The sequence below is a fragment of the Neoroseomonas eburnea genome, assembly GCF_018129005.1.
Taxonomy (GTDB): domain Bacteria; phylum Pseudomonadota; class Alphaproteobacteria; order Acetobacterales; family Acetobacteraceae; genus Neoroseomonas; species Neoroseomonas eburnea.
Window position 1 is genome coordinate 20935 of sequence record NZ_JAAEDL010000015.1, and the last position, 13328, is coordinate 34262.

Below are 13328 nucleotides of genomic sequence, written 5' to 3' on the forward strand. Positions count from 1 at the left end.
CCTCACACCTCGAACTGCAGGCTGCCGGCGAGCACCATGAGGTTGCCGACAACGCGCACGAGCTGCCGCGCATTCATCCGATTCCGATCGTCGGCGTCGCGCAGGAAGCTGCTCTCCGCCACGGTGCGGGTCGCGCTTTCGATCCAGCCCTCGCGCTCGTAGAGCGTGCACCGGGCGGACCAGGCGGCGTGCATCAGGCGCGGCGTGACGAAGGCCGCTCCGTATTCCGCGACCGGGCTGCCATCGTCCGCGAGCTTCGAACGCGGGAAGGTCAGACCGACGTAGCTCGCCCAGTCGTAGCGGATGCGAGACATGGTCTTCGGGACCATGATGTCCAGCCAGGCCACGTCATCCACGTCCAGTGCGGACTTCTGGTAGGTCGTCAGCACCCGATCCAGCCGCACCGTGCCGTCGTTGGAGACCTCGAAGGTCGAGATCCCATCGCGCAGCAGCAGGTCCTGTTCCGTCATCGTGAAGCGGAGCGCGGGCTCGGGCGGCTGGATCCCCGGAAGCGCCAGGCTGCGCAGCTGGCGCGCGGGGTCGTTGGTCAGATGGAAGGCCGCGACGCCAGCCAGGCTCGCCGCCCAGGCCCATGGCGAGGTGGGCGAGGCATTGGCGCCGATGATGGTCAGATGCGGACTGTTGCGTGCCGCGCCCGCTGCCGAGAGCGCGCCGAAGGTGCCGCGCAGGCCGGCATAGGCATGCGCGTCCATCGCGCCCATCGCCTGATACCGGGTGGCCAGATCGGCGACGAGCGCATTGAGGTTCGCCGTGTCGGTCCAGGCCACGGCGATGTCGGTGAACCATTCGGCCGCGATGGCGTCGAGCGCATCCTGCAGGTCCGGATCGCCGGTGCCGCCCGACATGGCGGTGATGGTCACGGTGAGCCCGGGCGGCGTCGCCTCGCCGGCCAAGCGGTTGAGCCGCAGGTCGATCAGGTTGCCGACCGTGCCCTTCTGCTTCGCGGTCAGCGTGACGCTGCCGGCAGCGCCGCCGCTGGTCACCGGCAGGCCGGTCTTGGCCGTGATCGCAGCGCGCACCGCCGTGGCAATATCCGCGACCGTGGCACCGGCGGCGACCGGCACTGCGATGCGCTGGCCGCCGATGTAGAGCGCCAGCGTGCCCGACGCGGTGGGCGATCCGGCCAGCACGACGCTGCCCGCCGCCGCCACCGCAGCCGCGGCATCGTTCAGCCCCATGACGTAGAGGTCGGTCGTCTGGTTGGCCGCGCGGAACGCCTCCGCCATCTCGGCGCAGACGGACCCGGCGCCGAACAGCGCCGGCGCCTGGTCGGCGCGTGTGATGCGCTGCGGGAACGCCTCGGCCGCCGTGCCGGTCGCGAGCATCTGCCCGATCAGCAGCACCCGCGCCGGATAACCGAGCACGCCGAGGTTCTGGTAGCTCGGGCGGATCTCGACATAGGTTCCGGGCTTCCGCCAGTCGTAGGGGATCTCCTCGAAGGAGATGGTCTCGGACATGGATCAGCCCTTCTTCTTCGGGGTTGCGGGCTCGGCCGGGGTGGTCGCCGGCGGCGGGACCAGGTCGCCCGCGGCGATGCGGCGCCGGACGAAGGGCGTGCGATCGAGCACCAGGTCCTCGTCGTGCGGCAGCACCTTGCCGTCCGGCAGGCGCACGCGCCGGCCCTCGGCGACGCGCAGGGTGACGCGCTCCATCACTTGGCCTCCCAGGGGCTGACAGGGCGGGCGACCGCGCGCACGAGACGCATGAAGCCCTCCTCAAAGGCGGTGACTGCGATCGCGACCTGGCGCTGCGGCTCGCCCGCCGGAGCGGTGTTGCGGACCAGGGCCGCCAGTTCGGCGATGCCTGCCTCCTTCGCCTTGATGTGGTTCATCATGGCGATCTCGCTCTCGGTGAGCGTGCGGTAGCCCGCGATCTTGCTCGGCTGGTCGTCGGCCATCAGATGCCTGCCTCAATGGTGTCTGCGGGGCCTTCGCTCGGCGGCGGCTCGAACTGCCACTGCACGGCGAGGCGGAGGAAATCGGGCAGCTCACGCGGATCGGTGAGCGAGAGATTGACCGTGATGCTGAGCGCGGCGATCTCGGCCGCCTCATCCTTCCAGCCCTCGGCCTGGAGATTGGCGATGCCCACCACCTCGACATGGCCGATGTCCCGCAGCTCGTGCGCATGCAGGCAGAGCGCCGCGACCTGGATCATGCCGAGCTGGGCCGGACCCATCGCATCGCCGAGCAGCCGCGCGCGCGGGCTGTGCGCGTTCTTCACCACGACGAAGACCGTCCACTCGGCCTTGCCCTTGAGGATGCGGCCGCTCGCCGCATCGGGCTTCACGCCGCGGAAGCCGAGACCGACCCACGGTGTGCGCTGCGTCAGGCGCGCCCACATCGCCGGCGTCAGCCCCGCCGGCACGATCCCGAAGCCGAAGTGAGAGGGCGGAAAGAACGCCTTGAGACGGGCCTCAAGCCCGGCCGCCATGCCGAACAGCGGGCCGGAGGTGTGCAGGTCCGGCATCACCACCCCCGCAGCGCATCGCGCGCGAAATCGCGCGGGCGGTCGCTCACCATCGCGCCGGCGCCGGAGCTGCCCGCGGCCGGCACGGCGCCGGGCAGGACGGCGCTGCCCTCGGCGAGGCGCTCCAGCCAGGCGATGGTGTCCTTGCGCTCCAGGCGCATCTGCTCGGTGGGCTCGCGCTGCTCACCATGCGCGAGCTGGTAACGCGCCAGCACGGCGCAGGCACGCACGATGGCGGGCGGGATCGGCGCGACCAGCGGCACGGCGTAGCGGCGCGCCAGATAGCTGTCGATCAGGTCCGTCGCGTCGGTCAGCGCGCGGGTGACCTTCGCCTCCACCACCGGCCCGTCGAGATCGCCCTCGGGCGCGGTGAGGCGGGTCGCCTCGCTCTCGCCGAAGCTTTCCGTCAGGTCGGCGATGGTGGCGTAGGGCATGGATCAGGCGCCCCTGCGCCGGCCGGAGGTGCGCGCCGCCGCGGCCGGTGCCGCGGAGCCATCCCCCGACGACGCCGCAACGGGCGGCTGCGGCGGCGCGGTCTGGGTGTCCCCATCCGTACTGGCGGGCGCGGGGGTGGAAGCCGCGCCCGCCGCCGGTCCATCGGTGGAAGCGCCGGCGCCGCCGGAGCCCCCTTCGTTGCGGGGTGCATCGGTGGAGGGAGCGGAGGCAGCGCCGATCGCCGGATCCCCGTGATCGGCCGTGGCAGCCGGCAGGCTCCCGCCCCCCGCTGGTGCGACCGCTTGCGCGCCGGGCTCGAGCTTCCCGGGCAGCGCGGGCAACGGGACCGGCCCGCCGGGGGAGGCTGTGCCGCCCCCGTCGCCCTCGGATCCTGGTTCGATCGGAACGAGCCGCAGCATCGGCTCGGCAGCCAACACGGCGAGCTGCTCGGCCGTGAAGGCGCCCGCCGCATATTCCGCCCGCGCCGGGTGCGCGATGCCGGCCCGGCGGAAACCAGGCCGGCGGCAGAGGATGACGAGCGCGGGGCTCACGCCAGCCACGGCACCACCAGCAGCTCGGCCGTGCCGCGCCACACGTTGGTGGCGCCGGCGGCATCGCGCTCGGCGTTGAGGATCTCGAGACCGGCCGCCTCCAGGGAGGGCGGCACGACCAGTAGGCGCGGCGTGAGGCCGAGCGGCTTCCCGTAGTCGCCCTTCATGCCCTGCATGGCCGCGCGCGCCGCACCATAGGCCGCGGCATCGAGGGTCTGCTTCGACCCGTAGGCCATCTGCCAGAACCCATAGCCGACATTGCAGCGACCATCGACGCCGTAGCGGTACTCGTTGCGGTCGAACACGACCTCGTCGGTCGCCGCGTCCATGCGGCGAAACTCGAAGGAGCGGCGGTTCTGGAAGATCAGCGGCTTCAGCGCGCGCGAGACGTCGAGCAGGAACCACGGCGTTCCGGCACCGCCACCGGAGTTGCTGACGGACTGCGGCACTCCGCCCGCATCGAGCACCGGATGATCGGTGTCGAAGAAGTTCTGGCCGTCGTAGCAGAGCTGCGAGAAACCGCTCTTGAGCAGCGGCCAGATCAGCTCGTCCGGGAAGGTCGCGGTCTCGCGACCCATATCGGTGAAGAGCGGCGTGTAGATGCCGAGATTGTCGTCGTCGAGGTCATCCCGATCGACGCCGACGGTCATCTCCCACCGCTTGTTCTTGATGGCGTAGGCGTGCGCGGCCAGGCCATGCACGACACGGTCGCCGATCCATTCCCGGATGCGCGGGAACTTGCCCAGCCAGCCGTATTCATTCTGGCTGGTGCTGCTCGGCACCGTGGTGGCCACGCGCTCGAACTGCCGTGGCGCACCAGCGAAGCCGCCCTGATAGGCGGCCGAGAAGCCGGTGTAGAGGGTGCGCAGATTGGCGCTGTTCAGGATCACGGGCGGGCGCTCCTCAGGTCTCGACCCAGACGCCCTGGGCGTCCACGCCGCGGCAGATGCCGGCGGCGCTGCGGGTGTTGGTGCCGTTGGTCTTCGCGACCGTCTCGTCGTCGACGATGTAGACGGTCGCGCCATAATCGGCGTTCGTGATGGCGTCGCCGGCCGCGCTGTTCTTCCAGCGGAAGCAGCCGCGACGGCCGCGGATCACGCCGTCATAGCCGGCATCCTCCGTGCTGTTGTCGGCGCGGCCGAGCGCCTTCAGCGTCGTGGCGACGGCGCCCTTCACCAGCTCCCCCGAGGCGTCCAGCGCGACGAGCGCGCCACGGAAGATCTGCTGGCCGGCCGCGGGCGCGAAGGCAAAATCCTTCGCGCCACGCTCCGGCGTGTTGCGGTCGGCGGCGAGGGCCATTTACGCGACCTCCTGGTTCGCCGCCTTCGCGGCCTTCTTGAACGCCTCCGGGTCGACGCCCATCAGCGCGACGATGCGCGCCTCCTCACCGACCAGGCCGGCCGCGTCCGCAGCGGCGCCGGGCTTGCGCTCGCCGATGCCGCCGGCGTGCAGCGACGGCAGCGCCGCCAGCTCCTTCTCGACCTGCGCGGCGTCAACGCAATGGCGGGCGATGTAGTCCTCGCGCAGCGCCTTGATCGGCTTGCCGGCGCGGATGGCCTCGTCGACCACGGCGGTCGCGCGGGCCTTCTTCGTCTCGCCTTCCAGCGTGGTGACCTGCGCCTGCAGGGAGACGACAGTTTCGCGCAGCTTCGCCGGATCGTCCCCCGCGCCGCGGGCCTGCAGCGCGGTGACGATGGCATCGGCGGCCGGCGTGCCGGCGGTCTCGATGCCCGCCGCCTTGCCGATCGCCGCGAGCTGCTGCGCATGGGTCGCGACGGCAGTCCGGCTCGTCTCGGCCGCGGCGAGGATCGCCGCCTCGTCCGCGTCCTCGGCCAGGCCGAGCGCGGCACGCAGCTTCTTCAGGTCCACGGTGGGCTCCTGTGCGGTGTGCAGGGTTGCGAGGGATAGGTTGGGGTTGTTCGTCAGCGCGGCGCGCATCACCTGCAGCACCTCGCCGGTCTTCTCGTTGCAAACGAAGCTCGGGGAGATGCCGCGATAGGCCTTCTCCTCCACGAGCGTGCGCCCCGTCGGCGTCCATTCGACGCGGCCCCAGAGCGCGCCGTCGCGCGCCTGCAGATCGACGATCCAGCCGCGCGCCGGCGCGGGCGCACCCGCCTTCAGGCCGGTGTCGATCTGGTGATTCTCGTCGATCGGAAGCCGCCCGCCAGCGGCCTGTAGCGACTTCGTCGCCAGCGCCGCCACGTCCTTCATGTGATAGGGGCCGCGGCCATCGAGCCCCGAGAAGGTGCCGGCGGGCAGCAGCTGGATCCATTCGGGCACGGGCGCAGCACCGCCGGAGGCGGAGGCCTCGGCGACGGGCAGCAGGGAATGGATGGCGGCGACGTGCATCGGCGACAGACTGGCCGCACGGCACCGCGCCGGTTAATGCCCGCGGGTGCGGGCCGAAACGCCCCTCGGGCACGCGCGACGAGGATGGCCGTACAGGGGCCTGCGGCCTCCTCCGCCCCCATCGGGCGTCGGGATGCCGAAAAGCCGCCTGTCCCCCCTCTTAGACGCTCTTAATCGCTCTTAATTTTGGAGGTTGGATCCGCAGGGGCTACGGGCGGCGCATGAGGAAGAATTCCACCGCGTCGAGGATGTCCTCCTGGTCCCGAGAGGACAAGCCCAGATAGGGTCGCGCGGGGATCGTCACTTCCTCGGCGCGACCGAACACCTGGCCGTCCGGCGTGCGGAAGACCAGGAAGGGGCTCCGCTTCGCGCGGATGACCGCGCCGAACTGGTGGACGGCCGCGTAGATCTTGTTGCTGCCCACGGCGAGCTCGCCGCCGGCGACGTCGAAGGTGATGCTGCCCTGCAGGCCGCCGCGCATGCCGCTCTCGCGCAGGATGCCTGGCCCCTTCTTCAGCGCGGCCCAGGCGGTGGTCAGCGGCTCCCAGGGCGCGCCGTCCGGATCGACCTCCTCGTCGAAGCGGTCCTGGGTATTGCTGACCAGGCGCGCGCCGACCGCGCGCAGGATGGGCGCGGGATCTCGGCCGGTCGCGATCCAGCCGCCGATCAGCGCGCGGGCCTGCTCGGCTTCGACGGTGACGGTGATGTGGGCGCCGCTCATTCGCGGGGCGCGGCCTCGGTCTCCGGGTCGTCCACCTCGAAGCCCAGCGACAGATAGAGCTCGCGCTGCGCATCCGCCTTCGCGAGCAGCCGGCGAAGCATTTCGACGGGCTGGTTCCGCAGGCTCTCCAGTGGCTCTCGGAACACCACCGCGTAACGGCGGCGGATCGCCTCAGCCTCCGCTTCCCTGGTGTCCGACATCGGTGATCTCCAGCACAATACGCCGGCTCGTCCGGCTCAGCACACGATACCGCGTCCCTGGCGCGAGCAGAACCTCGTACTGGGCAGGCCTGCCGACCGGCCACGGATGAACATAGGCGATGCCGCGCGTCCCCGGGGCAATGCGGATCTCGATCGTCCGGCCGCCATGCCGCCGCGCGAAGTCGCGCGCGATGTCGGGATCCAGCGAGGTCGAGGTGAAGGCGCGGAAATGGCTCTCTGTGCCGACACGGCCCAGGGCCTTGACCTCGGCGGCGCTGGCGCCGCGCTGCACCGTGATGGAGCGTGGTGCGGCCGCCCGAGAAAGGGCGCCTCGCAGGGCGGCGATCGCCTGGCGCAGACCGGGCGAGCCCGCCTCGGCACCGACCACGATGTCGTTCAGGGCCTGGCCAACGCGGCGATAAAGGCGCAGCGCTTCGAGTTCCTCCGCCGACAGCGATGCCCCCCAGGCCGCATAGCCCTCCCGCAGCGCTTCGTCGGCCGCGCGGACCGCAGGGGTCGCCGGGTCGCGCCGGACCACCGGCCTGGCGGCGAGCGGCCGTGCCGGCGGCAGCGGTATGTCCGGCCGGCCGGGCTCGACCGGCCGCACCGGCACGACGTCACGGTCGATCGCGGGTGCCGGCCGCGTCGCGGGCCGGCGGACAGGCGCGGAGGAACCGCCCGGCACGGGTGGCGGCCAGTTCCCAGGCGGCGGCCGGGGCACGGCGTCGCCGGGGATCTGCGGCCGGCCGCGCCACGCCTCGCCCGGGTTGTAGTCGAAGCCCGGGTCGATCCCCACGGGCACCTGGTGCTCCTCGCCGGTGCGGGGGTTGGTCCAGGGGCGGGTCTCGATCCGCGGTGATGCATCGGGACCGGATTTTCCCTGGCGCGCCAGGTCGCGCGCCGACAGGATCCGCACGCGGCAGCCGCAGCGCCAGCCATTGGGCGGATAGTGTGTACGCCAGAAGGCATCGTCCGCGCGAAGCGTCAGGCCGTTCCATGCCAGGTGCTGCTGCCGGGGGTGTCGCGCCCCCGAATGCACGTACTGCCAGTACGGGTAGAGAGCGAGCGTGTCCGGCTGCGTCTGCTGCGCATAGCGGCCCGCGGCATAGGCAGTTGAGAGGTTCGTCTCGTAGATGATCCGCGATCGCCAGGCTGGCGCGCCGTTATGGACCCAGCCGTGGCGCGCCACGATGTCATCGAAGGCCAGGCGGAAATCCCGCAGCGTGGTGCCCTGCTCGAGCGCGCGGGAGATCTCGGCGCGGAAGTCGTTCAGCAGGGCGTCGGCCGCCGCGCCGGCGACCATGAAACTGCGGGAATGCGCTGCCTGCCAGACGTCGGTCCAGTGCTGCGTCGGCTCGTTCACCTTCTGCCGGAAGAAGGCGATGGCTTCCTGGAACGGCAGCCCGATGCCGGACGCCGTGCTGCGCGCGGCCGTACCGGACATGCCTCAGCCCCGCCGCAGCTCGTCGATCAGCGATGCCTCGCCCACCAGGTGCGCAAGAGCCAGGCCGCGGCCGATGGCCTCGGCCAGCTGCGTGGGATCCAGCTGCAGGCGCGCGATGCGTTCCGCCAGGTCCCGCATGCTGGTCGCGGCCTGGATCTCCGCGCGGATCTCCGACGTCAGGCCCACCAGGGCACCCTGCGCGTCCCGCGCCAGGCGCTCGGTCAGCGCATCCACATGCTCGGGATCGGGCTGGGAGGCGTGGAGGGACAGCAGCAGCCGCGCGAAGGACTGCATCTCCGGGGCCGGCGGCTGCGTGCCAGGCGGCTGCGGCGCGGGCGCCGGTGCGCGGCCGCCGATGACCTCCACGTCCTCGCCTTCGGCCGGTTCGGAGAGCCCGAGGCGATCACGGATCTGGCTCGCCTCCACGCGCAGGCCGAGCGGGCCGAGCTTGTGGATGGTGTCCACCACATCCTTCAGCGGCACCTCATCCGGCCGGCCGATGCGAATGGTCGGGTACTTGTCCTGCGGGCCAAAGTTGAAGGCGATGATGGTCTGCGCGAGCTGCCGCGTGACCGACATGGAGAGCATGCGGGCGTCGGCACGTTCGATGTCCTCCTGCACCAGGCGGTGTTCCTTCGCCACCGCATGGCCGCCGGAGACGGCATCTGTCGTCGTCGTCTGGCCGAGCACGAGCTTGCTGGTCTGGCGGTCGAGCCAGTCGGCGCGCCTTTCGTAGAGTGCCGAGCCGTCGGCGGCGTTCTTCACCTCGACGAAGTCGATCTCCATGCCACGCGGCACGATCGCGGCGCAGTCGCCGGCGATGTTCGCGACCGCCTGCCACAGGACACGGCGGTCCTCCGCGCTGGCCTCCGGCCCATAGCGGCCGAGGCGCAGCGGCTGGCCGTAGTTCTGGCAGAACACCGCCCAGTCCTTCATGGTGAAGGACTTGAACATCCACGCCCACGACGCCACGCGGGCGAGGCCCGACCGCATGATCAGGCCTGACTTCGACGGGTGGCGGTGCACGAGGAACTTGTGCGGCGCCAGCGCTTCGAGCGTCGCCGCTTCGCGCAGCATGATGGTGTCGCCATCGTCGGGGGAGACGTCGAACCAGCGCTGCGGGCGGTAGATCAGGCGCTCCGGCACGAATGCGCCGGGATCGGTGCGCCACATGATCTCCAGCACCGAGAACCCCTTGCCGACCGCATCCAGGATGTCCGGCAGGGCTTCCTCCAGCGTGCCGGAGGTCAGCCAATCCCGCAGGAAGTCCGCGTGCCGCACATGCTCCGCATCGTCGGACGCGGCCTCGACAGCGATCGGGAGCTGCGCCACCGCGCGCTTCCGGGTTCCGAGGACCGCGGCATAGTGGAGGTCGCGCTCCTCGATGTCCTCGGCGAGCTCCAGGTATCGCAGGGCGTCGCCCTGCGCGGCCGCACGATGGATGCTGGCGAGGCGCGCCGGCGTCAGGCCCTCGGCCGGATGGCCGGACCAGGTGGGGCGCACACCCGCGAGCGTGGGTGCGGCGACCTCCTCGCGCAGGCGCCGGATGTCGGCGGCCGGGATCGCGTTGCCGAACTGGTCGAGGATGCTCATGGCCGGCAGGGCTCCGGGCGAAGGATGCCGTCGCGAACCTGCTCCCAGGCCTCGGCGACGTCGTGGACGGCGAGCCAGTCCGCGAGGCGGGGGCGGCGCGTGTCGCGGGGCGGCAGCAGGGTCTGCATGACAGCAAGAACGGCGTGCTGATCCCCGGTCACAGCGCGCCGCGCAGTTCCCGGCGGCGCCGCCAGGCGTCCTCGGCGTCGTCCGGCGCGCGGCCGGAGCGCGCGGCCTGGCTGACGGCCTCGTAGCCGTACTCCTCCGGCTCTGCCCGGCTCGCCGCATAGGCGAGCGCGCCGGCGATCGCCGCGTCCCCGTGGCGCTGGCCGGCGCCTTCGCCGGTGTCGCGGTCCACCAGGCGGATCACGCCGCGCACCATCTTCAGGGCGCGGATGTCGCCGAGGATCTCGCGGTCCTTCGGCACGGTGATCCCGGCGTCCTCGAAGGCCGCCCGGAAGGGCGGCATGTTGTCCCGGTACCAGCCCTCGGACAGCATCACCGGCTCGAAGCGCGTGGCGCCGTAACGCTGCATCGCGACCTCGGCCAGGTACTGGCCATTGCCGCGGGCATCGAGCTTCCCGGCGCGCAGCTTCGGCAGCCGGTCCGCCAGGTAGAACAGGATCTGGCGCTGCTGATCGAAGGGCACGTTGCGCAGCTCGACCACGAAGGGGGTGCGGCGCACCAGGTCCTTCCCGATCGCCAGCGGCCAGAAGACCGAAAGGTCCCCGCTGCGGCCGAAGTCCCCGCCCAGCGCGTGCGGCGTGGCGGGATCCAGCGCGCGCAGGGCGGGCAGCAGCTGCGCCTCGCACCAGGCCAGCGCCTCGGCCTCGCGCAGATGCGCCGCCCAGTGGACGAAGTCCGGCTTGCATTCCCAGCGCAGCACCGGGGCCGCGGCGTCCATGCGCGCTTCGATCAGCGGGGCCGGGATGGCGCTGCCGCTGCTGGCCGAGGGGATGCAGTGCAGTTCCTCATCCGCCGCTTCGGCATTGATCGCGATGATCTCGGCGCGCCAGGCGGCCTCGGCCTCGGGCGACCAGGGCGTGCCCTTGGTCATGCAGATGCGGCGATAGAGGCCATCGCGCAGCGCGTCGTCGAAGGTGCAGCGGAGCAGGTGGTACGGCTTGCGGCCCGCCCGGATGTCGTTGACCAGGATGTTGAACGGGTTCGTATCCCCGTTATGCGTGCTGATCACCACGACCTTGCCGCCCCAGATCAGCAGCGCGAAGGCAGCCTTGAGCAGCTCGTCGAGATCGTCGTGGAACGCGGCCTCGTCGATGATGACCAGGCCCTGCATGCCGCGCAGCGCGCGCGGGACGGACGGCAGCGCCAGCACCTTGTGGCCGGATGCGAATTCCACCCGGAAGGCCTTGATCTCCTTCTCGGGCTTCTCGGGGTCGGTGAAGAAGAACTCCTTCACCTCGGCGGCGGCGGGGGAGATCTGCTTCGCCCAGTCGGCGACGTAGTCGATGAACTCCCGCGCCATCTCCAGGTTGTAGCCCATGTAGAGCACGTCCGACCCGCCGGCGGCGCGCGTGGCGGCGGCGGTCAGCGCGGCGATCGCGCCGGCGGCCCAGGAGTAGCCGGTGCGGCGCGACTTCTCGACCACGGTCACCGGATGCGCGCCGACCGAGGCCATGAGGGCCTGCTGGTAGGGCAGGAAGACGTCGGGGAGGGCGATGGCGGTCATGCGCGAGCCGTCTCCGCCTGCAGCAGCTTGCGCAGAGCCCGGCCGATGCGCGTGAAGTGCAGGCGCCAGTTGTCCTGCCCAACGCGGATGCTGGAGGACGAGACGAGGCCGTAGCCTGCCAGCGACGAGATCTGCTCGAACGTCTCCGCGCGGCCCTGGCGAACCACGTCGCTCAGCCGCTCCTGGTCGAGACGGTCCATGAACTCCCGCAGTGAAGGGGCGTAGCGCCGACGGTCGGGCGGGGAGACTGGCTCGCTCACCGGAAGGTCTCGACGCCCGTCGTCACCTCGACGGAGATCGCAGCATAGCAATCTACCGTAGCGTAATGCACACGCGGCACGACGCGGATCTTCTCGCCATGCCGGCGATACAACTCCGCGAGCACATCATTCAGGATCGAAACCGCGCCTTGCAGCGCGCACCGCTCTTCCTCGGTCACGACGCCTTCACCCCGAAGATCCCCGCCTTGATCGCCGCCAGCGTGTCCGCGCTGAGCCCCTTCTCCTTCGCCACCGCGTCCATCGCCTTCGCGGCCTCGGTCTTCGCCCGCGTGGCGGCGCGCTTCTCCACCTGCTCGACGAAGTCGGCATTGTGCCGGCTGGCCTTGGTCAGCCGCTCCACGCTTTCCGAGAAAAGCTTGAGCGCCAGCGGGTTGCGCATCAGCGCCTGCGCGGCGACGCCAGTGTCGCCCTCGCCCTCCTCGGCCGAGGCCAGGAAGTCGAAGACGAAGCTGTGCATCATCTCGATGTTCAGCCGCGCGGTCTTGCTCTCCGGCGCGTCGCCGAGCTGGCGCACCAGCGCCTCCGACACCGCGCGCGACCGGCGCAGCCGCTCGCCCACCTTCTCCATCGCCTGCACATGGCGGCCGAGCGCGCTGCGGCTGACCTCGATCTCCAGGCCGCGCAGGTGGTCGAGGATCTCGTCGAGCGTCTTGCCGTGGTCGCGCAGACGGCCGATGGCCTCGCGGATCTCGGCGGGCAGACGGTCGATGGAGGAAGGGCGGGCCATCGCCGCACGCTCAGCGCGGCGCCGGGCGCGCGACGCCCGGATGCGGGCGGCCGCCGGCGACGTCCACGCCGTCCTCCGTCGCGGTCGCGACCCAGATGGCGTCGTTCTCCATACGCCGGACCGTGATCAGGCGCTGGTCCTCCAGCCACTTGAGGTCCGCCCGCAGCATGTCGCGGGACACATCGTGCCCGAGCTGTGCCAGCGCGCGCTTCAGCACGAAGTCGTTCACGCTGTAGTCGTGATCCTCCGCCAGCGTGCGGAGGATCGTCAGGCGCCGGTCCTCCGCCAGCAGGGCCGCAAAGCCGGACATCAGCCGCCACTCCCTTCGCGCAGCTGGTGATGCACCAGCAGGTTGGTCTGGTGCTCGACGCGCTTCATGATCTCGGCGACGCCCGACACTTTCTCGGCGACCACGGCGACCCCTCGCTCGAGATCCCCGACGCGCGATTGCAGGGCGCGCAGATCCTCGTGGTTCGGCATCTGCGCGACGCGCTGCTCGATCATGCCAACCCTCCCTGTCAGCGCCGCGAGGTCCGGCGCCTTCGCGAAATCTCCCGCCAGCTTGAACCGCAGGAACGCGAGCAGCAGCCCGCCGACTGCCGCGGCCACCGCGACGATCCAGACCAGGTCCCGCCACTCGAACTGGATCACGCGTCGTCTTCCTGCTGGGCAGCCGGCCGCGCCGGCGGCGCGGGCGTGGTGGCGGCGATGCGGGCGCGGATGCGGGCCAGCGCGGATGCGCGCTCGGCCTCCTCCAGTTCCTGGACGCGATCGACGACATCGACCATCAGCGGCGGTCCTCCGGGCCAACGATCTCCCGGATGCGATCCAGGCGGGACCGGCAATCCTG

19 protein-coding genes are annotated in these 13328 nt (G+C 71.2%); all 19 read right to left on the bottom strand.

Annotation, left to right across the window (positions count from 1 at the left end; all coding sequences use genetic code 11):
• Positions 1-2 precede the first annotated feature (2 nt).
• A complete protein-coding gene (locus GXW74_RS15565; RefSeq protein ID WP_211847446.1) occupies positions 3-1478 on the bottom strand; it encodes a phage tail sheath subtilisin-like domain-containing protein in 1476 nt (491 codons plus the stop codon).
• Between the two features lie 3 nt (positions 1479-1481).
• Entirely contained in the window at positions 1482-1673 is a 192-nt protein-coding gene (locus tag GXW74_RS15570) for a DUF2635 domain-containing protein (protein ID WP_211847447.1), read from the bottom strand.
• Positions 1673-1918 (bottom strand): Acb2/Tad1 domain-containing protein, encoded by a 246-nt coding sequence (locus GXW74_RS15575; protein WP_211847448.1) that lies wholly within the window; start codon positions 1916-1918, stop codon positions 1673-1675. Before GXW74_RS15575 ends, GXW74_RS15570 begins: the two co-directional genes overlap by 1 nt.
• On the bottom strand, positions 1918-2487 hold the full coding sequence (locus GXW74_RS15580; RefSeq protein ID WP_211847449.1) for a hypothetical protein: 570 nt from the start codon (positions 2485-2487) through the stop codon (positions 1918-1920). The genes GXW74_RS15575 and GXW74_RS15580 overlap by 1 nt, the downstream gene beginning before the upstream one ends.
• Positions 2487-2921, bottom strand: coding sequence for a gp436 family protein (locus GXW74_RS15585; protein ID WP_211847450.1), 435 nt, complete (start codon positions 2919-2921; stop codon positions 2487-2489). Before GXW74_RS15585 ends, GXW74_RS15580 begins: the two co-directional genes overlap by 1 nt.
• A gap of 548 nt (positions 2922-3469) precedes the next feature.
• Positions 3470-4363, bottom strand: a complete 894-nt coding sequence (locus tag GXW74_RS15595; RefSeq protein WP_211847452.1) for a Mu-like prophage major head subunit gpT family protein — start codon at positions 4361-4363, stop codon at positions 3470-3472.
• Positions 4364-4376: 13 nt separating this feature from the next.
• Positions 4377-4772 (bottom strand): hypothetical protein, encoded by a 396-nt coding sequence (locus GXW74_RS15600; RefSeq protein WP_211847453.1) that lies wholly within the window; start codon positions 4770-4772, stop codon positions 4377-4379.
• Positions 4773-5822: a phage protease gene (locus GXW74_RS15605; protein WP_211847454.1), complete on the bottom strand. Its 1050-nt coding sequence runs from the start codon at positions 5820-5822 to the stop codon at positions 4773-4775.
• 208 nt (positions 5823-6030) lie between these two features.
• The gene (locus GXW74_RS15610) at positions 6031-6543 is read right to left on the bottom strand and encodes a phage virion morphogenesis protein (protein WP_211847455.1); all 513 of its coding nucleotides are present in this window, start codon (positions 6541-6543) and stop codon (positions 6031-6033) included.
• The gene (locus GXW74_RS15615) at positions 6540-6743 is read right to left on the bottom strand and encodes a hypothetical protein (RefSeq protein ID WP_211847456.1); all 204 of its coding nucleotides are present in this window, start codon (positions 6741-6743) and stop codon (positions 6540-6542) included. Before GXW74_RS15615 ends, GXW74_RS15610 begins: the two co-directional genes overlap by 4 nt.
• The gene (locus GXW74_RS15620; protein ID WP_211847457.1) at positions 6715-8187 is read right to left on the bottom strand and encodes a phage minor head protein; all 1473 of its coding nucleotides are present in this window, start codon (positions 8185-8187) and stop codon (positions 6715-6717) included. The genes GXW74_RS15615 and GXW74_RS15620 overlap by 29 nt, the downstream gene beginning before the upstream one ends.
• A gap of 3 nt (positions 8188-8190) precedes the next feature.
• Positions 8191-9780, bottom strand: a complete 1590-nt coding sequence (locus GXW74_RS15625) for a DUF935 domain-containing protein (protein WP_211847458.1) — start codon at positions 9778-9780, stop codon at positions 8191-8193.
• Between the two features lie 157 nt (positions 9781-9937).
• On the bottom strand, positions 9938-11470 hold the full coding sequence (locus tag GXW74_RS15630; RefSeq protein ID WP_211847459.1) for a hypothetical protein: 1533 nt from the start codon (positions 11468-11470) through the stop codon (positions 9938-9940).
• Complete coding sequence (locus tag GXW74_RS15635; RefSeq protein WP_211847460.1) at positions 11467-11670, bottom strand: hypothetical protein; 204 nt, start codon at positions 11668-11670, stop codon at positions 11467-11469. The genes GXW74_RS15630 and GXW74_RS15635 overlap by 4 nt, the downstream gene beginning before the upstream one ends.
• A 56-nt stretch (positions 11671-11726) precedes the next feature.
• Positions 11727-11909 (bottom strand): hypothetical protein, encoded by a 183-nt coding sequence (locus tag GXW74_RS15640; RefSeq protein ID WP_211847461.1) that lies wholly within the window; start codon positions 11907-11909, stop codon positions 11727-11729.
• Positions 11906-12478 carry a DUF3486 family protein gene (locus GXW74_RS15645; RefSeq protein ID WP_211847462.1) on the bottom strand — a complete coding sequence of 191 codons (573 nt, stop codon included), beginning with the start codon at positions 12476-12478 and terminating at the stop codon, positions 11906-11908. Before GXW74_RS15645 ends, GXW74_RS15640 begins: the two co-directional genes overlap by 4 nt.
• Positions 12479-12488: 10 nt before the next feature.
• The gene (locus tag GXW74_RS15650) at positions 12489-12788 is read right to left on the bottom strand and encodes a VpaChn25_0724 family phage protein (RefSeq protein ID WP_211847463.1); all 300 of its coding nucleotides are present in this window, start codon (positions 12786-12788) and stop codon (positions 12489-12491) included.
• On the bottom strand, positions 12788-13129 hold the full coding sequence (locus tag GXW74_RS15655) for a DUF2730 family protein (protein WP_211847464.1): 342 nt from the start codon (positions 13127-13129) through the stop codon (positions 12788-12790). Before GXW74_RS15655 ends, GXW74_RS15650 begins: the two co-directional genes overlap by 1 nt.
• On the bottom strand, positions 13126-13266 hold the full coding sequence (locus GXW74_RS15660) for a hypothetical protein (RefSeq protein ID WP_211847465.1): 141 nt from the start codon (positions 13264-13266) through the stop codon (positions 13126-13128). The genes GXW74_RS15655 and GXW74_RS15660 overlap by 4 nt, the downstream gene beginning before the upstream one ends.
• Between the last annotated feature and the right edge of the window lie 62 nt (positions 13267-13328).